Source organism: Pirellulales bacterium (assembly GCA_035939775.1).
GTDB lineage: Bacteria > Planctomycetota > Planctomycetia > Pirellulales > DATAWG01 > DASZFO01.
In genome coordinates this window covers 1-20838 of the sequence record DASZFO010000286.1, presented here as the reverse complement: position 1 = coordinate 20838, position 20838 = coordinate 1, and the positions used below count along the sequence as shown (strand labels likewise).

Here is a 20838-nt window from a genome sequence, read left to right as displayed (position 1 = left end):
CACGGGCATGCGGTGGCGAGAACGCGGCAGCAATAACGTCTGCCATCTGCGAGCGCTCTTCCTCAGCCAACCCGGCCAATGGGAAACCTTCTGGTACGGAACCGCCGTCTGAATCTACCAACTAATAAGACGCTCACCCGACTTGGACGACGACTCGGAAGGAAACGTGCAGCATATTGCCGACCACGGCCTATCCAAAGAAGAGGTGGAATTCGTCGTTTCCAACCCGGATCTGTTCGACGTGAGTCGATCTTCCGGAAATCCGATCGTATTCGGCTACACTGACGATGGCCGTGCGTGGCGGTCGTCTTCGTCGAGATAGATGCGGACATGATTTATCCTATCACCGCGTATGAAGTCGAAGGTGAACCGTGAAGGAGCGCATCACGCGCGGCCGCCGATTGACGTCGGACGAGGCCGCCAAGTATCGGACGATTCGCCAGCAGATCGAGCATGAGAAGGTGGAAATCGCACGGCGACTGCAAAGTGAGGCTCCTGGACCCGGATCGTGGGCTGATCTCCACGAATTGCGGTCGATGGTCGACTCTCTGCGCGCGGAGCGGGAACGTCGCGGACTATCGCGGGAAACGGTTGCACAGCGGGCGGGGATCAAGTCTCAGCAGATCGAGCATTTAGAGGAGCATCGCGATCTTAATCCGCCGCTTTCAACGCTGACGCGTTATGCCGCGGCCGTCGGTCGCCATTTGATGATGGGATTAGCCGCAGGCGAGCCGCTCCCGGCGGGCCCCGCGATCACACCCGCGCCAATGTCGACGCCAACGCAAGCGGCCCATTCCTGATTCTCTATCACACCGCACGCTGTCGGACGGCAAAAATGCCCGGCGCCGGTCGTTTTCGACCCACGCCGGGCAACGAACAGGGGAGCCTTCATTTGAGGCCGGAAATCCGGCGGCGTACGCCGACCGGCTCGGTCGTAGCAGTGGATTTCACGATTGTTGGTCACACCGGCGCTAACTCCGCCAGCTCCTGCGCCAGCCGCTTCCGAGCGACGTGCAGACGCCGCTTGATCGTCCCCAGGGGCGACTCGAAATAGGCGCTCATCTCGGCCAGCGAACGCCCGTGGACGTAAAACGCCTCGAGCGTCTGCCGGTCGAGCTTCCGCAGCCGATTCAGGCCGGCCCGAACTTGAGAGCGCTCTTCCGAGGCCAATGCGCTGGCCAGCGGCGTCCGCTGTTCGACGCACCCTTCGAGTTCGTCGGGCTGCGCAGACAATAGCGGCGTCCGGCGGACGGCCCGATTGATCGCCATCCGCTTGGCAATCGACCGAATCCAGCCACCAAAGCACTCCGGCTGGCGCAACTGGTCAATCTTTTCCATGGCCTGGACAAACACTTCTTGGGAGAGTTCCTGCGCCTCGGCGTGGTTGCTCAACCGGCGCAGCGCGATCGCGTAGACGGCCCCTTCGTAGCGGACCATCAACTGGCCGAGCGCCTCCCGGTCGCCCGCTTGGGCGCGCAGCACCAAATCCACTAGCGGCGACGCGGAAATCGAAACTTCATCTTCGAGCAGGTTCATGGTTCTCTCCAAAAAAGCCCCGGAATCATTCCGCGGGCGAAAAAGGGGGCAAAGGGGCTGGCCGCGGCAAGCGAAACAATGCGGTTGCTTCGCACGGGCCGGGGCCGGCGTCCGTCGGTCGCGTCAGTCAGGTTTTCCGCGGAAAAGCGGTGTTACCGTACTGCCAAGCGACGGACGACACGCGGGGCTACTGGCTGCCGGCGCATCGCCATGCCCAGCAGCGCCAAGCCATACGCTTCGGCGGCGCCGGACAAGCGCGCGGCGGCTGTTTTCAGCCAGCGCACCAAGCCGCGCCGACATCCGGCGCCTGCGCGATGCGCATGCCCCGAATTCAACGCGACCCAATTGAGAAGGGAGCTGCGCGTGCTGTAACGCTTATCGCTGGTCGACGCGATGGCGGCGTCTTGGCCGGAGGCAAAGACGTTGCGAATCGTGGCGGCGGTCTGGATAAGGTTACGCATGGCTCGCTCCTGTGCGTTGCGCGGTTTGGAGAGAACGAGAAAAAACGGTCCAGAAACGGAGAATTCTCCGCAACCGGCCCGACAATGACAATAGTATCTTACTCGCGTCGAAAACAGAAGTCTCCGACCTTCCTAGGACGGAATATCGGCAGAAAAGGTTCGCGCGAAGAATTAGACGGTAGGTTCGTTAGCCCCGCCGCTTGCGGCGGGATGACGCCGTCGGAAGTCCGAAATCTGGCACGATACCGGACGCTAACCAATTTTGCAGTCAATGGTTAGAGCCGACTCGCCCGTAGCAATTTCACGCCGTTTCGAAGCATATCCTCAGGTTCGCAAGCGAACCGGCTAACGAGCGTTTTGTGCCGTCACACCCGTCCCTCGCCCCTCCCAAACACCCGCTCGACATTTCCGCGAAGCACCTGCCGACCGAGCGCAACTGCCCGCTCTTCGCTCCAGCCCTGTTCGACGACAAATCGCTCGGCCAGCACTTTGGCCAGAATCCGCTTGAACATCGCGAACTTCGGCAGCGCAAACTCCAGCTTGTACATGTCGCTGTAGTAGCCGATTTGCTTTGTCGCCGGGATCGCCATCAGCCGGGCGGCTAGATCGTGCTCGATGAATGGTGGCGTGTTCGAATACCACCAATGCCCATGGGTCACGATATTCGGAAATATCCAGGCGTAACTGACCAGCTCCTGATTCGTCACGCTGGCCAAGACCGAGATCGGAAATGTGACCTGCGGAAAGCTATTGAATAGCTCGCGATACTGAATGAGCGAGACGCGGCTGTCGAACAAGTCCCGCCCCTGGGTTACGCCCCCTTCGTAGACTCTTCGATTCACTCCAATCATTAAATCGAACGGCAAGCGATACTCCGCGCAAAACTCTGCGAGCATCCAGAAGACGAAGTGCGGCATCGCGGTTTTGGCGTCGGAATCCGACACTTTTCGGGGAGTGAAATCGGGGGGCAGCGAAATCGCGCAGGCCCGCGCCCCGCGCGAGATAAAGTGCTCAAACAATCGGCCGATTGCATGCCGCAGCGACGACGGGGCGCCAACCGAGATACCGCCGGCCTTTTCCAAGCGCTCGAGAACGGCTGGTTTCGATAAGTGAAACACGAGGTCGTCGGTCCTCAGGCAGGGAACGTACGTTCGAGTGTCAAAGCCTTCGAGTGGATCGTCGAAATCGTTGGTCAGAAAAACAGTCTCGATTCCGCTCTTGATCAGCACTCGCTCGGCCCAATCGCGGGTCGCCATTTGCGAGGTCGCGCGATCGTAGAGCGATTCCCAATTCTTCGCCGTAATTCGCTCGTCGTCGAAGCCGAAGAATTCCCGCGCGGTCTCGATCAGCCAACTGTATTGAATTGTGTTCTCGAGCGGTTCCAGTCCGCCGACGAGCCGGGCCACCAATTCCTTTGGGTGTAAACCTCGCTGCTCAATCTGTTCCCGCGGCATTCCGGCCGAGTGGATCAACTCGGTGAAATAGTGGTAGCCGAGCAAATCCGCCAGCGTCTCCGACGCCGGGTGGCGCGGATCGATGTGCGTGTGCGGATCGATCAACGCGATCGAATTCAGCTCAGCGAACAGGCGTTTTTGAAGTTCGGCGGACATGGATCAGGGGCGAATGGGATGGGGCATCAAAGCGCGCGGGACGATGGATAAGGTTCAAAGACGCGGACACTCCGGACGCCCGCTAAATGCGAACGAGACATGGACCCTGGGAGCGGCGTGGTCAAACGATTATATCTGACCTTCATCGAGACTTCGACCAGGCCGAGCGTTTAGCTGGATTCAACTGAGTCCATCGCCTTTCACATTCAATCCGTTCTTCCATGACCCATGCGGTCCGTCACAATAATATGTCCAGGCCGGCTCCAATCTCGCATCCAGAATTTCGCGCCGCCGGTCGAACCACGAAAGAGCTGCCTTTTCAATTCCAAGATTTATTTGACGCGAATGCTGGCTTTCGGCTAGACTGACCGACGGATCGAAGCCTGCCGATACGTGCTTTGGCCGCCTACGCGACGGTCGAAGTCCCGCCTGCCGTACAACCCGCCTTCCACACACGCTTCATACCAGGAGCCCCGCCATGTTCGCGACCCATGCCGGACGCACGCGCGCCTATTGCGATGGTTTAAGCCGCCGCTCGTTTTTAAAGATCGGAGTCGCCGGAATGGCTAGCGCCGGCCTGGCCGACGTGCTTCGGGCGAAAGCCATGTCGGCCGCGCTCGGGCAACCGGCGAAAGACACGTCGGTCATACTCGTCTGGCTCGACGGCGGGCCGAGCCACATGGACACGTATGACATGAAGCCAGAGGCCCCGGCTGAATATCGCGGCATCTGGCGACCGATCAAGACGAACGTCTCCGGCTTTGAGATTAGCGAACTTTTCCCGCGCCAGGCGAAGTTGGCCGACAAGTTTTCGGTCGTCCGCTCGCTCTATCACAATGATGGCGATCATTTCGGCGGCGCTCACCGCATGCTCACCGGCCGGCCGGGAGCGAACGGCGCGGATCAAGCCGGTAAATCGCCCGGCATCGGCGCGATCGCGGCGCGAGTTTGCGGACCACGAACTACCGGAATGCCAGCCTATGCGGCGATACCTTTTGCATCGAGCGTCGGCTTGCGACCGGGCTATTTTGGCGGCAATTACGTCGGCCGCGAATTCAATCCATTTGAGACTGACGGCGACCCGAATGCCCCGAATTTCAAAGTTCAGGGATTTCAGCTTCCGCCCAATTTGACTCTCGATCGCTTGGAGAGCCGCAGGGCGTTGCGACAGCATTTCGATCGCTTGCGGCAAGTGGGCGATCTTTCGGGCACGATGGAAGCGATGGATCGTTTTCAGCGGCAGGCGTTTGAATTCGTCGCCGGCGGCACGGCGCGCAAGGCGTTCGACATCGATTCCGAAGCGGATGCGAATCGCGATCGTTACGGGCGAAACAACTGGGGGCAAAGTGCTCTCTTGGCTCGGCGTCTCGTCGAAGCCGGCAGCACATTCGTCACGCTGAATTTTGGCGGCTGGGATCATCACTGGGACCTGCAACAAGGCTTGGAAGACCACCTGCCGAAAGTCGATATGGCCGTTTCGGGTTTGCTCACGGATTTGTCGGAGCGCGGGCTTTCGGAGCGAGTCCTCGTGGTGATGTGCGGCGAGTTCGGCCGCACGCCGCGGATGAATGACGGCATGAGCAGAGGGACCCCTGGCCGCGACCATTGGGGTAACGCTATGTTCTGCCTGCTGGCCGGCGGCGGCGTGAAAGGCGGTCGAATCATCGGCTCGACGAATCGCCTCGGCGAAGCACCGAAAGACTGCCCCGTCACTCCTCAAGACATTCACGCCACGATCTACAGCGTGCTCGGCGTCGATCCAAGCATCAAATTCCTCAACCACTCCGGCCGCCCCGTCCCGGCCATCGACAACGGCCGCGCGATCAGCGAATTGTTTTGAGCGACGCCAAGACGCCCCGTCGTACCATAACGCCGGATTTCTCGGGCATGACTCTGCGACCGATAGCTGATCGTTGGAGTTCAGGCTTCAGCCTACGTGGTGCAGCCTAAAAGCTGAACTTCAACCGTCGAACGATTGGCGACTTTTGGCGCTTCATTGACGCTCTACCCGGCCGCTGATAAACTGCCCGGCTTGATCGAATGGCGAAATCTGCGGCGGGAATTCCCCGCTTTCACGCTTTCAGGAGATACACCCAGATGGCTACCGTCACGAAGCCCAGGCCCAAGAAAGCCGCGAAGCCTGCCAAGGCCGACAAAAGCAGCGGCGAGCGGATGATTTACTATTTCGGGGCGACCCGCACCGACGGTCGCGGCGACCAGAAGCCGTTGCTGGGCGGCAAAGGGGCGAATCTGGCCGAGATGACGAGCATCGGTTTGCCCGTGCCCCCTGGCTTCACGATCACGACGGCCTGCTGCGATCTGTATTACAAGCATAAGAAGCAGTTGGCCCCCGGTTTGATGGACGACGTGCGGCGGAACATCGCCGTGTTGGAAAAGGAGATTGGCAAGAAGTTTGGCGACCGCAGCGATCCGCTTCTGGTCTCCGTCCGCTCCGGCGCCGCCGCCTCGATGCCCGGCATGATGAACACCATTCTCAACCTCGGGCTGAATGACGAATCGGTCACCGGGCTGGCCAATGCGGTCGGCAACGAACGATTCGCGTATGACTCCTATCGCCGCTTGATCAATATGTTCGGCGACGTAGTGGTCGGCGTCGATCACGAGCATTTCGAGGCGGCCTTCGACAAGATCAAGCTCAAGTATCGAGCCGAGCATGATACCGAGGTGCCGCTCAAGGGGATGATCGAGTTGTGCGAGGCATACAAACAAGTTTACTTGAAGCATCACGGCAAACCCTTCCCGCAGGATCCGCTCGACCAACTTGAGTTGGCCATCGAAGCGGTTTTCAAAAGCTGGATGCAGCCGCGGGCGGTCAAGTACCGGCAGGTCGAAAACATCACCGGGCTGTTGGGCACGGCCGTGAATGTGCAATCGATGGTGTTTGGCAACATGGGAGACGATTCGGGCACGGGCGTCGCATTCACTCGCAATCCGTCGACCGGCGAAAATAAATTCTACGGTGAGTTTCTCGTCAACGCGCAAGGGGAAGACGTCGTCGCTGGGATTCGCACGCCGCTGCCCGTCGATCAGATGCCCAAGTGGAACAAGCAGGTTTATCAGCAGCTTCTGGAGATCAAGAAGATTCTTGAGAACCACTATCGCGACGTGCAGGACATCGAATTCACGATCGAGCGCAAGAAGCTCTATATGCTGCAAACGCGCACAGGCAAACGGACGGGCTTTGCTGCCGTGCGAATCGCTTGCGACCTGGTCAAGGAAAAGCTCATCGACGAAGTAACCGCGACGAAGCGCATTCCCGCCGGCGATCTGACGCAACTCTTGCTGCCGAGCTTCGATCCGGCCAAGAAGAAGTCAGCCGATGTGCTGACCGTCGGGTTGCCCGCCTCGCCCGGCGCGGCGGTCGGCGCGCTGGCGTTCACCGCTCAGGAAGCCGTCGATCGGACGACGGCCGGCGAGCGCGTGCTGTTGGTGCGCAAGGAGACCAACCCTGAAGACATTGAAGGAATGCACCTGGCGGCCGGGATTCTCACGAGCACTGGCGGGATGACGAGCCATGCGGCCGTGGTTGCTCGCGGCTGGGGCCGCTGTTGTGTGGCCGGTGCCGGCGCGATCCAGATTGACGAGAAGGCCCGCAAGATCACCGTCGGTGGCAAGGTTTTCACGCACAAAGACGTGCTTTCGATCGACGGCTCGACCGGCGAAGTGATGGTCGGCGAAATTGCCCGACAGGAGCCGAAACTCTCCGGCGATTTCGCCACGGTGATGAAATGGGCTGACAAATATCGTACGCTCAAGATTCGCACGAACGCCGACACGCCGGCCGATGCCCAGCGGGCCCGCGATTTCGGCGCGGAAGGGATCGGCCTCTGTCGAACGGAACACATGTTCTTCGAAGGCGAACGCATCCAGGCCATGCGCGAAATGATCCTCGCCGAAACGAAGGAAGACCGCGTCGCCGCGCTCGCCAAGCTGTTGCCGTATCAGCGCGAGGATTTCGAGGGCATTTTCAAGGCGATGAAGGGGCTGCCCGTGACGATTCGGCTGCTCGATCCGCCCTTGCACGAATTCCTCCCGCAGGATGAAAAGAGCCAGAAGGAAATGGCCCAGCGGCTTGGCGTTAGCCCGGCGAAGGTGAAGGCCCGGGTGTCGCAGTTGCACGAAATGAACCCAATGCTCGGCCATCGCGGCTGCCGATTGGCCGTGACATATCCCGAGATCCTCGAAATGCAGGTCACGGCGATCGTCGAGGCGGCGATTAATTGCAAGAACCGCAAGATCGACGCTCAGCCCGAGATCATGATCCCACTGGTCGGGGCGGCCAAGGAATTGGCCGTCCTCCGTGACCTCACCGTCCAGACGATCGAAAAGGTCAAGCAGGCCAAGAGACTCTCCAGCAAGCTCGATATCACCGTCGGCACGATGATCGAAATCCCGCGGGCGGCGCTCACGGCCGATGAAGTCGCCCAGCACGCCGATTTCTTCAGCTTCGGCACGAACGACCTAACGCAGATGACGTTCGGCTTCAGCCGCGACGACGTGAACACGTTCCTGCCGGACTATTTGAAGGCGGAACTGCTCCCGCGCGACCCATTCCAAACGCTCGACGCGACCGGCGTGGGCCAGCTTGTGGAAATGGCCGTGAAGAAGGGCCGCTCGACGAAGCGCAACCTCAAATGCGGCATCTGCGGCGAACACGGCGGCGACCCCGCTTCGATCGCCTTCTGCCACAAAGTCGGTCTCGACTATGTAAGCTGCTCCCCGTTCCGCGTGCCAATTGCAAGGCTCGCGGCGGCGCAAGCGGCGTTAAAATAGGGATTCGGGAGTAGACCCTCTCGCTCCGCTATAAGCCCCAGATCCGAGCGGGCAAGTAGGATAGTTAAGATAGTTTGCCCGGCCAATTGCGGTTGTGGCATCGTTTGTGAAGTGTTAGAATCGGCGGCCGCTTTCCTATCTTTACATGGATTGGTGAAAGCGAGCTTGGCAGGACTCACGTTCTGCATTCTTTCTTTTTGGATTCGGCGGCGCAGGGGTGGCCCGCACGAATCTACCGCGGTCTCATGTCGGCCAACGACGTTCAGATTAAATTCGGGCGGGAAACCGGATTCCAAACGGAATTGCGTCGCCGCGTCGAGCATTATTTTGCGACGACTGGCCGGCGGCCACGCGATTGCCCGCGGATGTATCTGAAAACGGCCATTGTGTTGACCTGGTTTGCCGTGTCGTATGCGCTCTTGGTGTTTTGGGCCGCGCAGTGGTGGACCGTTTTGCCGCTAGCCCTCTCGTTGGGGCTGTCCATGGCCGGGATCGGCTTCAACATCCAACATGACGGCGGGCATAGCGCCTATTCCGACCGGCCGCTGGTGAACCGGATCATGGCGATGTCACTCGACTTGCTGGGAGGCAGTTCGTATTTCTGGGCCCGCAAGCACAACTCGATTCATCACAACTATACGAATATCACCGATCACGACGACGACATCGATATTGGCTTCCTCGGCAGGCTTTCACCGCATCAGCCGCGGCTGGGTTTTCATCGCTTCCAACACTATTACCTGTGGCTGCTGTACGGCCTGATGCCGGCTAAATGGCACGTGTACGACGACTTTCGCGACTGGGCCAGTGGCCGAATCGGCAGCGGCCCGCACCGCGTCAATCGGCCGAAGGGCTGGGACATGGCGACGCTCTTGGCGGGCAAGGCCGTGTTTGTTACTTGGGCATGGATCGTTCCGGCGCTGCTGCATCCGCTGTGGGTCGTGCTGCTCGTCTATTTGGCAGCGACGTACGTCGAGGGAGTCGCAATGGCCATCGTGTTTCAGCTCGCACATTGCGTCGAGGAGGCCGGATTCCCATTGCCGTGCCCCGGCACGCCTAGAGTCCAAACCTCCTGGGCGGAGCATCAAGTCGAGACGACCGTCGATTTCGCCCGCGACAATCCGATCGTGAACTGGTACACCGGCGGGCTGAATTTTCAGGTGGAGCATCACCTGTTTCCCCGGATCTGCCACATTCATTATCCTGCGTTATCGAGAGTCGTCGAAGACACCTGCCGAGAGTTTGGCCTGCGTTATCTGGTCAACCGCTCGTTTCGACACGCGCTCGCCTCGCATTTCCGCTTGATTCGGCGGTTGGGTGCCGAAGGGCCAATTGCTGAAGCGGATCACCTGCACGAAGTGCGAAGTGCAGAATTCGAAGGCGAGCGTGAAGGCGTGAATGTCTGACGAGATGCGGAAGCCGAAGCGGCGATCCCGCTTACCCCGGCCCTCTCCCGGAACGCGAGGGAGACAATTCGGCGAACCCTGACCTCCGACCTCTATCGTCACCCCGCTTTCGCTTTCAACTCCACGCTCGTGACGGGATCCTCTTCGGCGACGGGGCGAAGTTTGATTGTCGCGCTGGGAGGCATGCGGCGCTCTTGGACGAAGCCGCGGGTTCCGCCGGCGAGGAATTCGGAATAGACGGCGGCGGGGCCGGCCGGAAAGTCGGCCTTGAGCTGTTCGAGCACCTCAGTCCATTTCAAGCCCCGCCGATAAATCAAGCGATAGGCCGTTTTCAGTTGAGTGATGTCGTCGCTCGAAAAGCCGCCGCGGCGCAAGCCGACCAGATTCAGCCCGACGACGCAGCCGCTGATCCCGTCGATGGTGACGTACGGCGGCACGTCTTGCACGACTTTGGCGTGCGCGCCGACCATCGCCAACCGGCCGATCCGGCAGAACTGGTGCACACCGACGGCGCCGGACACGAACGCGCGATCTTCGACTGTCACATGCCCGGCCAAAAGCGCATTGTTGGCGAAGATCACGTGATTGCCGACGCAACAATCGTGGGCGATATGGACACCGGCCATGAGGAAGTTGCTTTCCCCGAGGACCGTTGCCGATCCCTGCTTCATCGCCCGATGGACTGTGGCGTGCTCGCGAATGGTATTATTCGCGCCGATCACCAGCAAACCGGGCTGTTTGGGCTTGTTAAGGTGTTGGGGGTATCCGCCGAGAATCGCCCCTTCGTGGATGGCCGTATTTGGCCCGATCCGCGTGCCGTCCTTGACGACGACATGGCTGGCCAGTTGGCAGCCGGCGGCGATGACGACGTCCGCTTCAACGACGGCGAACGGCCCGATGGTTACGTCCGGGCCGATTTGTGCTTCGGAACTTACGATCGCCAAGGGGTGGATATTCACCTGCAAGTACCTCAACGCGGTGCGGCGAGCGAGCAGTCCTGGCGATGTTTTCCGGCTGGAGCCGGCGAAAGACAACCGCTGGACTCCCCGCTGGTTTCTATCGGCCGCGCTTAACGTAGCAATTGACGGAGATCTAACACCGCTAGCGATTGTTAGGATTTTCCATGCCGTGCAGCCGTGGCTAAAGGATTGGGCGCCATCGGACGACGCGGGTTTCCTGCCGGGACGATTGACAGCGGTCGCCGGGCTAGCGGAGGATAGGCCATAGCTGAGCCCTCTAGACTTCAGCGGCGCATCAACCGCTAGCACCATTCGGAATCCTGACGAATTTCGCTACTTACCCGGAGCGTTTCCAATTATGCCGACCAACGAACAACTTTACGACGAGGCGGACCAACTTAAGGACGCCGGCAAACTCGAGGAGGCCGTGGCCAAGTTGACGGAGTTGCTCGCTCAGGACGCAAAATACGCCCTGGCTCATTCCGCGCTGGCGGTGCTCTACACGAAGTTGAAGCGCCACGACGAAGCGATCGCGCATGCTCAACGCGTCTGCCAGCTTGAGCCAAACGATGCCTTCAGCTTCACGGCGCTCAGCGTGACCTACCAGCGGGCCGGAAAAATCCCCGAGGCCGAAGAGGCGATGGCCCGCGCTCGTGTGGTGCAGGGAGGAACGCACTAATTCGGAGATTCGTTATGCGTTCTCAATCCGATCGTGAACGTGCGACCGAAACGCGAGCGGGGGCCCAGCAGAACGCAATCACTTGGTGATGGCACTCTCGGGGCCGATCGGATCCGTTGGACCGTGCGCAGGATCAACCTCGACCGCCGACAACGCGCTTCTGCACGTCCGTCTCGAGCACGCCGAAGGCTTGCTCGTGCCGCTGCACGGTGAGTTGCAGAGCATGGAGCATTCGTTTGGCCGTGTAGTAATTGGTCACGATCCGCTGGGCGATCGCCACCGGGTTGACCGGCATGCCGAACGGCTGTGGATTGAGGCCGAAGTCGATGATCAATTCTTCGGGCGTTCCCGTCACGCGGCAAAAATTGGCATACGACGAGACCGCCTTCGAATCGTCGACTTCGATCCGCTGCTGTGCGGGCTGTTCGGCCCCGGCGGTTGGCTTGGCGGCATCTCCGGCGGTTCGTTCGGTTGGATTAGTAGACACGAATAGCTCCTTTGGCGTGATACGGGTTTCCGTTCTAAATGTTGGATCGCCCCAAAACGGTTGTCAACGGCGCATTTCCCAAGCAAGCAGTCTACGACGGCGCTCGGAAAGGGACTAGAGGCAGTCCCAGAAGTCTGCTCCGACCGTCTAGGGCCCGATGTCCTTGGTTAGCTGCTCGTTGAATCCCTGCTCAATCTTGGATAGCGCGGCCGAATCCAGCCGCTTTTCCTTGGCCTTTTGGAACGCGGATCGGGCCGCGTCGCGGTTCTTGGCCAGATCTTGGGCCATCGCCAGGTGCAAAAACTTGACGGCCGTTGGGTGCAGTACCAGTACCGCCTCGCTAAAATCGGCGACGGCCTCTGGATACTTTTCCATCGTCAGATAAATCATGCCGCGGGTGTCCAGCACGTCCGACTTGGGACCGAGGATCTTTGCCGACTGATTGACCAGATCGAGGGCCTCGGGAAGATTTTTTCGTTGGCCGGCCAGCACGAACGCGAGATTGTTCAGCGTCTCCGCTTTATAAACGGCCGTGAGGTCGCTTCGCTTGAGCACATCACGATAAATCGCGGCGGCTTTATCGTCTTGACCGGCCGCACTCAGGAAATTGGCGTATTCCATCAACAGCGCCGGCGACTCAGGATCGTCGCGGAGCAGGCCGTCAAACCATTTTCCAACGCGTTCGAAGTGCCGGGGCTCGACGCGACGCGGCTGGCCGTGAAGCACTTCGTCAATCGCCTGCAAGGCACTCGCACGGGGTTGCGTTTGCAGGGCCGTTTCGCATAGATCGAGGGCGTCGTCGAGCCGACCGATGCGACCGAGAAACGCCGCGAGTTGCAGCGATCCCACGCCCGGCTCGTATGTCATGTACTCGCGGTAAAGCTCCTCTGCCTGGGTGTGCAACTCGAGTTGGTCCATCAACAGAGCCACGGTTCGCAACTGCGAGGCCTGGTTTTTCGGCACGGGGCGCGGGGGAAGAATCTGATTCAAGAGCGCGATCGCTTCAATGGGCCGGCCTTGTTTGACTCGCACTTGCGCTCGCAGGAGCAACCCGGCCCCCTTTTGCACGCTGTTGAGCTTGTCGAGCCAACTGTCCGCGTCGGCCACCTGATTGTTGCGAATCAACATGTCGACGAAGACGCCGTACAGGTTCGGGTCCGCCTTGGACTGCGAAACCAGGGCCAGCATTTCGCCGCGCGCCAAGTCCCACTCGCCGAGCACTTCGTGGATGCGGGCCACCGTCATCTTGTCGAGCTGCCTCAGCGGATTCTTCGGAGTTTCGGCCGCCTCGAACCATTTGAGCGCCTCGCGGAGCGTCGCCGGCTCGTCGAATCGACTGGCCAGCAAATTGGCCAGGCGCAGCCGGTCTTCAGCACCGCCATCGTCGATCTTCGTATTGGCGATCAACAGGGACTTGGCCGCTTTGAAATCCTCGAAATCGCCGCTGGCCATCAGGATTTCGCTCATCAGGCGCCGCGCCCAGAGCAAGAGTTCCTTCTCCTTCGGATCGTTCTGAGAGTCCCGCAGGATCTTGACGACTTCCTTGCGGGCATCGTCGGTGCGGCCGTTGCGCATATAGAACGACGCGATGTTGCGATGCGGCCAAAGATCGTTGGGAGCCGATTGAAGTTGGGCGCGATAATACTCCTCGGCCAACACCGGTTCGCCGAGCGCTTCGTACCCCCGGGCGAGGACCTCGTTGACGCGGTCCTCGGGAAGATCCTTCCGCGCTTCCATCAAGACCTTCGAGGCCTCGGCATTCATCTTGTTGTTCACCAGAAAGTCGACCAACACGAGCCACGTTTCGGGAATCTCGGCTCCGTATTTGACGGCGCGGCGATAGGACGCTTCCGCATTTTCTTTCTTGTCTGCCCGCGCGTAGAGATTCCCGATCCACAAATGGCCGTAAGGGTCGTGTGAGTCGTCTGCGACCTCCTGCTTCGCTTCCTCGATCAGGGTGTTTATGTTGTCCTTGTCCTTCTCGTTTTTGAATCGAGCGTCGAGGCGAAGCTTGTCCAGGTTCATTGCTTTGAGGCTCTGCGGCCCAAGCATGTCCAGCAAGGGTCCGATCTCGTCGGTGCGGTCGCGCTGCGCGAGTAGCGTTACGAGCGAACGGATCATGACCGAGTTTGGCGGGCCATCCTTCAGCGCCTGTTTGTAGTGCGAAATGGCGCCGTCGCCATTGCCGTCAAGCAAATCAGCGTCCCCGAGCAACCGCGATACCTCAGGCCAACCGGGGCGCGCCTGGCTGACGCTCTCGAGGAGCTTGCGGGCCGAGGCCAAAGTCTGCCGTTCATCGCTTTCCAAGGCCGCCGGTTGCCGGCCGGTCGGGGTCCGTTCGCGCACGGCCTTACGGACAAGCGAGACCATTCGAGCTGCTTCGACGTATTGTGCGTCGGGGGAGTTCTTGCCCATGATTCGCCGCACGTCGTCCAAGACGCTCGTCATCACTGCGGGGTCGCCGATCTCGCGAGCGGCGTCAAACAGGTTAAAGCGGATCTTCAGATCGTCGGGCTCGGCCTGAGCGACCTTGCCCCAATAGCGCATCGCCCCTTCGCGGTCGCCAATCGAAAGCAACGCGCTGCCCAGGCCCGACCAGAGGCGCGAACGATCGGAGGGCGAGAGCTTGTCGGTATCCGAATCCAACTCCGCCAAGGCCGCTTTGACGTTCTCGCCCTTTTGATGGAGAATCATGCCGGCCCGATTGAGCCGCAAGGCGACGTTGCCGCGGATCTCTGCCGGCGCCTGATCGAGCACCTTGAGCGCCGCCGCGGCGTCCTTTTGTTGGAGCGTAATCGTCGCCAGCGCGGACCAGACCGCCGGATCGTTCGGCGACTTGGCGCGAGCGTCGTCAAGCGTCTTGTAGGCGGCGCTCAAATCCCCTTTGCGGAACTGGACCTCCGCCTTGATCAGCGCGATCTCCGAGTCGCTGACCGTATTCTTCTTGTCGGTCTTTTTGTCCTGCTCCAACTTCGCGATCACGTTTTCGATGCGAGTGAAATCGCGCTTTTCCGGCGGCAGCTTCATTTGGTCCGCCATCAGGATTTCGATGCTCGGCACCCAAATCTGCTTGATCGATAGCGATTTTTCCCCGAGCGCCGCGCGAATCTGCTCATAGGCTTTTTTGGCCTCGTCAGGTCTGCCGGAGTTCATTAGCGCATTGGCGATGCCGACCTGCGCGGCGACGTTCGTCGGATCGGCCGCCAGCACCCGCCGGCTGGCGTCCAATTGCTTGTCGTATTGCCCGAGTTCCTGATAGCATTGCGCCGCGAAGATATCGCATTGCAATTGCTGTTGCGGCAAACTGGCAAGCTGCGGACGGAGTCGCTCGAATTGTTGGCTGGCCGGCAGCCATTTCTGCTCGGTAAAGAGAATTCGCGCTTCCATAAACTCAAGCAAGTCTGAACGGAATTTGAGATTGCCAAGCGCTTTGAGCGTGCCTCGGGTGGCCTCCAAGTCGCGCTGTTGCATCTCGATTTCGGCCAGAATCCAAAGCAGATCGAGATTGTTCGGAAGGACCTTAAGGCCCTGTTCGATCTGTTTGCGAGCGTCGGCGGCGCGGTCCTGTTCAAGCATGAGCGCCGCCCACACGCGATACATGTCTACTTTCTTTGGAAACAGCTCCAAGCCACGGACGAGCCACTGCTCGCTCTTCTTGTAATCTTTGTCGTTAATCGTTGTCTTCGCGGCGGCAAGAATCACGTCGGCGTCCTCGGGAGCGAGCTTGATGGCGGATGCCAATTCGGCGTTCGACTCTTTTAGCATCGCTTCCTTCGCCGCTGGGGCGCGTTCCAAATACAGGTACTGCTGGAGGTAGCGGGCGCGGTAAAGATGCGCTTTGAACGAGTCCTTGTTCACCTTCACGAGTTGCTCCATGACCGCGTCGGCCTGCTTTGGCTGATGCGGCTCGAGCTTCTCTCGCATCAAGTGCGCCATAATGTCGTAGGCATCGGGCTCCGTCGCCGCGCGGGCTTTACCGACGTCGAAGACATTCGACTTCAGGTCGTAGCCCGTCAACGCCGCGCAGCGGTCCATGGCCTTGTCGAAATACGCGCGCTCGACGTAGCACTCGATGAGCAGCAGATCGAGCTTCGGCTCATGCTTGCCCCGTTTGGGATCAGTCAACCACTCCAGATGCGTTGCCGCGTCCTCGAAATAACTGAGATTCCGCATCCCATAGCCCACGCGCATCATGAACTCCGCGTAGCTCTCGCGCAGCTCGGCGTTGTCTTGATTGCGCTGCAGGCCTTTGTTGAGTTCGTTGTAGGCTTGGCGGAGAGTCTCCGGGTTCGGATCAGTGTTCGCGATCTCGACGGCCAGCTTTGCGGTGGCTACGTAGACCGCGGGATCATTTTGATTCTGTTGAAGATAGGCAGTGTATCGCTTGAGGGCCTCGGCCTTCTTGCCTTCTTGCACCAACGCCTCGGCTTCTTTCTTCAGGCTCCCCTCGTTGCTCTTGAGCTGCATCGCATGCCCAAAATACAACCCCAGCCCGAGACACACCGTGACGACGACGAGCGAGATCAATAGCTTGAGATTCAGTTTTTTCATCAGTGTCTCAGACAAGGAACTGGGCGCGTGACGGACGAACCGTCTTCGCTGCCCTGAAACTTAACTCCGTGGAAAGCCCATCGAAGAGCCCTACCGCTGGCGCGCGACGACGCCACTGGAATTCATTTTGAGAACCCACCAGCCGACTTTGCGATCCAGCGAAGTTGGCTAGCCAACTCTTCGCCACTTACCCCATTCTGAACCGCCCCCTGAGTCTGCCCTGACTCGTTGCCCTGATGTGGCTGGCATTTAGTCCATTGTATTTATACGGCGGGGGTCGTCAATCAGCCGCCCATCGAGTCCCGCGGCGGTCGCACGGTGCGTCGTTGGCAAAATGGGCAGGATTTTTCGGTTACGCCGACAATTTGCCTGAAGCCACTGGATCGAGTTTGCCGATTATTCGGGCTGAGTGAATAGGCGCGACTTTGAGGGCTAAGAGAGGAAGACTGGGGCGATAAGTGGAACAGAAGATCACCTTGACAGGCCATGTCGCATAGCGACGGCGGATCGCAAATCATGCGGAAGTTCGACGGATCACGAAAACGACCTGCGGCGGCGGCACTTTGGCTATTGCTGGCGTGCTGCTTTTCGCCGGGTTGCCGCATTTTCAACTCGCAAGCCGAGGCGCCTTCGCCTCCTCCTTTTCTCGATCCATCCCAGCAGGTTCCCTTGGAAAAGACCAAGGTGTCGTTGCCGCCCTACCGCGTCGAGCCGCCCGATATTCTGCTGATAGACGCGGTGAAGATTGTTCCCAAGTCCCCCTATCGCATCTCCGCACAGGACGTGCTGCAAATCAATGCCGCGGGGACGCTCGCGCTTCAGCCCGTTGCTGGGCAATACACGGTGGAACCCGGAGGAGCGGTCGATTTGGGTCCAGGTTATGGCCGCGTGCCGGTCGCCGGCTTGTCGTTGGACGAAGCCACCGAGGCCGTTGGAAGACAATTGAGTCACATACTCCGAAACCCACAGGTTTCAGTGACCCTAGCGCAATCGGCCGGGCAGCAGCAGATCGCGGGAGAACATATTATCGCCCAAGACGGGCGAATCAATCTGGGAATCTATGGGAGCGTCTATGTTGCCGGAATGACGGTCGACGAAGTTCGCCGCGCGGTGGAGCAGCACTTGACGCAGTTTCTCGACAATCCGCGCGTGGCCGTCGACGTCGGCGCTTTCAACAGCAAGGTGTATTACGTCATCATGGTGACCCCGGGCGCAAATCTCGGCGAAAGCGTTTCTCGATATCCGGTTACCGGCAACGAAACCGTGCTCGACGCGCTGAGCCAAGTGAACGGCCTCAATCAGCTCGCCAGCAAGCACCACATTTGGATTGCCAGGCCGGCGCCAAACGGCTCCGGCTGCGATCAGATGTTGCCGGTCCATTGGGATGATATCACCAAGGAGGCGAACACCAGCACTAATTATCAGGTCCTGCCCGGAGACCGCATCTTCATCGACGGCGACAAATTGTATGCGACGGATAGCGTGATGAGTAAGGTGATCGCGCCGTTTGAGAGAATCTTCGGGGTGACGACTTTGGGAATGCAGACGATATTCCGCGTCCAGCATCCGGGCTCCGCCTTTGGCGGCACCGCCGGAAGCAGCCACTTCTAAAGCGGCGGTAGTTAGATCGCACGGATCTGACGACCGGTGGCTTGAAGCGACGACGAGTTTTGACCAAATCGATTGCGAAACGAGAGAAATATGGCTCATAGAATTCGATCCCACCGAATTGGTTGGTCAAGTCTCCTGGCGGGGCTGACGCTGGCGATGGGCATGGTCTTTCGCCCTGTCGCCGGGGCTGATTTACCCGGCTGCCGCGATGGAAATTGCCCCAACTGTCCAGTGAACTCCAAATACTTCGGCTATTATCCGACGCTTTGGCGCCGCTGGCCGGGGACTGAGCCTCAACCGCAGCAAGTTGCTCCGCCGGCGGTGGAAGGGGTTGGAGTCCCTCCCGTCGAGCCGCCGCCAGCGAGCGAAGAGATCGAGAACAAATCGAAAACGAACCCCCCAGAGTCGTCCGGCGGCGGCGGACCGGCGACGACCAATCCCCCTCCCGATGCGGCGAACAAGCCCTCTCTGCCGCCACCGGATGAGGATCCGAATGCCAAGAAACCGAACGCCCAGTCGGGCAAAGGTGCTGCGCCGGTCGCGCCCGACGCACCTCAGAAACTGAACCAAACGCCGCCCAATCGAGGGATCGACGCCATGCCGGCGTTTTTCGAATTGAATCGCGAACCGCGTCGCTCGGCTGCCCGCAGCCCGGAACCATGGCCGCCGACGAACGTTTTGCGGTCGGACGAAATCCGCGCGAGCTTACAGCTTCCCGACGGCGTGACGATTCCGAAGGTGAACGCGATCCCAAGCACGATACCGGCAGCCTCGGCGGCCGGCAGTTCTTTTCCGACGCATTCGGAAGGGAGTGCTCCACAACAAAACACAACCCGTTGGCCGACGCGGCAAACCGACGCGACGCCATCACCCTCGTTGCCGCCGAACGTCAATCTGCCGCACGAAGCGCCTATGGCGACCGCGCAGCCATCGCCGCCGGTTGATTGGACCTTGCGCCAAAACCGTTCGATCGAATCGTGGCATCCCGACGTCGGCCCTTCCGCCGCCGGGAGTTCGTCATTTCCCGACGGCGCTCATTTTTCCAAGACGATGCCGGCGCCGGTTCCGAATGCCGGTCAAGCGTTGCATTGGATGGAACCGGCGCAGCCCAAATCTCCAGGATGCGATCCAAGCTTGAGTGACCGTTCGGCTTTCGTTGCACCCGATGCATCTCACGCTGTGCTGGGTAATTCGGCGCATGCACGAGCCGCCTTGCCGGCAGAAACAGCTCTCAAACCGGGAGCGGACAATTTCAACGGCGCCGCGCGCCGGATTCCATTCATCCCGAGCGCTTCGCTCAACAACCCAGTCGCGTCGCTCGATCCTCGCGCACTTACCGAGGCGAGCGCATCCCCGCAATTCGTCCCCGTCGACGCCTCGACCAATCGTCTAGCGCCTCCGAGCAAGGTCAACGAAATCTCCGTGCCAATGATCCCGGCGCCAACCGCCGAGCCGCGGCGACTGGCCCGCACCGCGATCCAAGACAACGTCTTGCAAATCGACCCTCTGGCGATCCAAAAATCGCTCGAAGCGGCCAAGCCCTTGGCCGAAACCGCTAGCATAGTCGAAGACCGCCGGCGACGGCCCCCGAGTGCCGCATTTTCGGAACAAACGGGGACGGCGTCCCTTTCGCCTAGCGATTTTCCCGTCGAATCCAAATCGTCCCCCCGCAATACGTCGGCGAAAGAAGTGTTTCAGTTCGCCGACGGCATCGCGCCGCAACGAAAGGAACTTGAGCCGTATCAATCCGGCCGCGCCACGGTCGGGAAGAGCGACCTTAAATTCGCGGATAAGGCAATGCCGGAAAGACTCACGAGCGTCGATCCACTGAACGCGAATCGCTTGCCGCCCGCGAGCGCGGTGCCGGCGAATCCATGGACGCCTCGACCGCTCGTCAAGCCGCAGGGCGCGTCGGTGATTGTTTCGGACGATAATGGATCGCCGGACGGCGTGCAGCAGGCAGCTTACATCGCGCCCGCGGGACCGTCACCGTTGCCGGCCGGCCGCGACAATCCGCTTCGTGTGGCAGCGCCGCCGAGCCGTGAAGTGCTCAGCACGGACGCCTCGCAACTTGCATGGCCCGAGCCTCAAGCCGGCGCCGGTCGGTCGGCTTCCGGTTGGAGCAATCCTTTGCGGTAGAGCGGAGGGTAGCGATCAAGTCTTGGCGGACTTTTCAGGCGCTTTCACCGGCGGCTTGTAGTCCGGGAATAGCGTCTTGCTGAGTTCGGGGATCAACACCTTAATCAAATCAACGCTTGGGCCTTCGTCGATCGATTGATTCGCTTGCGTCAATTCTTGCTCAAAATGAATCTTGAAAACCGGCTTGTCGCGAAAAAAGTCGTCGCGAAGATCGTCGGGCGCCAACCATTTTCCATCGCTCGACCAGGCCCAATATAGCCGCGCCGGCGCCGGAGAGCCCTCTCTCGAATAGGTAGCCGTCTGAAACTCCGCTTTGGCGCCGGAATCAGTCAGCACGGGGCGCTGTATCCGTTCACCCTCTTCCTTGTAGCCGTGGGCCGGATAGCAGCGGTCGGGGCGGTGGTTCATCACGTCCATCAATCGCCCGCAAACGACGAACACGTTGACTCGTTCTCCCTTCTTGTTTGTGTAAAGGATCGACGTGTCCCCCACGGCGCCGGCATATTGGCGGGTCGCTTCGTCGAGCTTTTGACCAACAGTCCCCTTCCATGTGCCGACTTCCAAGGGGATGTTGTCGATTCGCTTGGCGCAGACGGCCAATTCTG

At 60.0% G+C, this 20838-nt stretch carries 14 protein-coding genes; 7 read left to right on the top strand and 7 right to left on the bottom strand.

The annotated features are described in order from the left end of the window. Positions 1–371: 371 nt before the first annotated feature. Positions 372–800, top strand: coding sequence for a helix-turn-helix transcriptional regulator (locus VGY55_17690; GenBank protein ID HEV2971811.1), 429 nt, complete (start codon positions 372–374; stop codon positions 798–800). 160 nt (positions 801–960) lie between these two features. Here VGY55_17690 and VGY55_17685 read toward each other — a convergent pair whose 3' ends face one another. The 3 genes from VGY55_17685 to VGY55_17675 form a co-directional block, all read right to left on the bottom strand. Continuing rightward, complete coding sequence (locus VGY55_17685; GenBank protein HEV2971810.1) at positions 961–1536, bottom strand: sigma-70 family RNA polymerase sigma factor; 576 nt, start codon at positions 1534–1536, stop codon at positions 961–963. Between the two features lie 152 nt (positions 1537–1688). Next, positions 1689–1997: a hypothetical protein gene (locus VGY55_17680; GenBank protein ID HEV2971809.1), complete on the bottom strand. Its 309-nt coding sequence runs from the start codon at positions 1995–1997 to the stop codon at positions 1689–1691. 365 nt (positions 1998–2362) lie between these two features. Further along, positions 2363–3607, bottom strand: a complete 1245-nt coding sequence (locus VGY55_17675) for a glucuronate isomerase (GenBank protein HEV2971808.1) — start codon at positions 3605–3607, stop codon at positions 2363–2365. A gap of 478 nt (positions 3608–4085) precedes the next feature. Between VGY55_17675 and VGY55_17670 the strand changes: the two genes are divergently transcribed. The 3 genes from VGY55_17670 (at position 4086) to VGY55_17660 (ending at position 9807) form a co-directional block, all read left to right on the top strand. Further along, complete coding sequence (locus VGY55_17670; GenBank protein HEV2971807.1) at positions 4086–5447, top strand: DUF1501 domain-containing protein; 1362 nt, start codon at positions 4086–4088, stop codon at positions 5445–5447. Between the two features lie 332 nt (positions 5448–5779). Next, the gene (ppdK, locus tag VGY55_17665) at positions 5780–8401 is read left to right on the top strand and encodes a pyruvate, phosphate dikinase (GenBank protein ID HEV2971806.1); all 2622 of its coding nucleotides are present in this window, start codon (positions 5780–5782) and stop codon (positions 8399–8401) included. A gap of 245 nt (positions 8402–8646) precedes the next feature. After that, positions 8647–9807, top strand: a complete 1161-nt coding sequence (locus tag VGY55_17660) for an acyl-CoA desaturase (GenBank protein ID HEV2971805.1) — start codon at positions 8647–8649, stop codon at positions 9805–9807. Positions 9808–9905: 98 nt separating this feature from the next. Here VGY55_17660 and lpxA read toward each other — a convergent pair whose 3' ends face one another. Next, entirely contained in the window at positions 9906–10766 is an 861-nt protein-coding gene (gene lpxA, locus VGY55_17655) for an acyl-ACP--UDP-N-acetylglucosamine O-acyltransferase (GenBank protein ID HEV2971804.1), read from the bottom strand. A 358-nt stretch (positions 10767–11124) separates the two neighbouring features. Between lpxA and VGY55_17650 the strand changes: the two genes are divergently transcribed. Next, on the top strand, positions 11125–11445 hold the full coding sequence (locus tag VGY55_17650; protein HEV2971803.1) for a tetratricopeptide repeat protein: 321 nt from the start codon (positions 11125–11127) through the stop codon (positions 11443–11445). 133 nt (positions 11446–11578) lie between these two features. On the opposite strand, the gene VGY55_17645 is transcribed toward VGY55_17650, so the two are convergent. Together VGY55_17645 and VGY55_17640 are read right to left on the bottom strand one after the other, a co-directional pair. After that, the gene (locus VGY55_17645; GenBank protein ID HEV2971802.1) at positions 11579–11932 is read right to left on the bottom strand and encodes a DUF3467 domain-containing protein; all 354 of its coding nucleotides are present in this window, start codon (positions 11930–11932) and stop codon (positions 11579–11581) included. A gap of 147 nt (positions 11933–12079) precedes the next feature. After that, on the bottom strand, positions 12080–16483 hold the full coding sequence (locus VGY55_17640; GenBank protein ID HEV2971801.1) for a tetratricopeptide repeat protein: 4404 nt from the start codon (positions 16481–16483) through the stop codon (positions 12080–12082). Between the two features lie 486 nt (positions 16484–16969). Between VGY55_17640 and VGY55_17635 the strand changes: the two genes are divergently transcribed. Both VGY55_17635 and VGY55_17630 read left to right on the top strand, forming a co-directional pair. Beyond that, on the top strand, positions 16970–18094 hold the full coding sequence (locus VGY55_17635) for a polysaccharide biosynthesis/export family protein (GenBank protein ID HEV2971800.1): 1125 nt from the start codon (positions 16970–16972) through the stop codon (positions 18092–18094). Positions 18095–18184: 90 nt separating this feature from the next. Then, complete coding sequence (locus VGY55_17630; GenBank protein ID HEV2971799.1) at positions 18185–20233, top strand: hypothetical protein; 2049 nt, start codon at positions 18185–18187, stop codon at positions 20231–20233. 15 nt (positions 20234–20248) lie between these two features. On the opposite strand, the gene VGY55_17625 is transcribed toward VGY55_17630, so the two are convergent. Further along, positions 20249–20838, bottom strand: a 590-nt coding sequence (locus VGY55_17625) for an exosortase-associated EpsI family protein (protein HEV2971798.1), incomplete at its 5' end; no start/stop codon positions are given.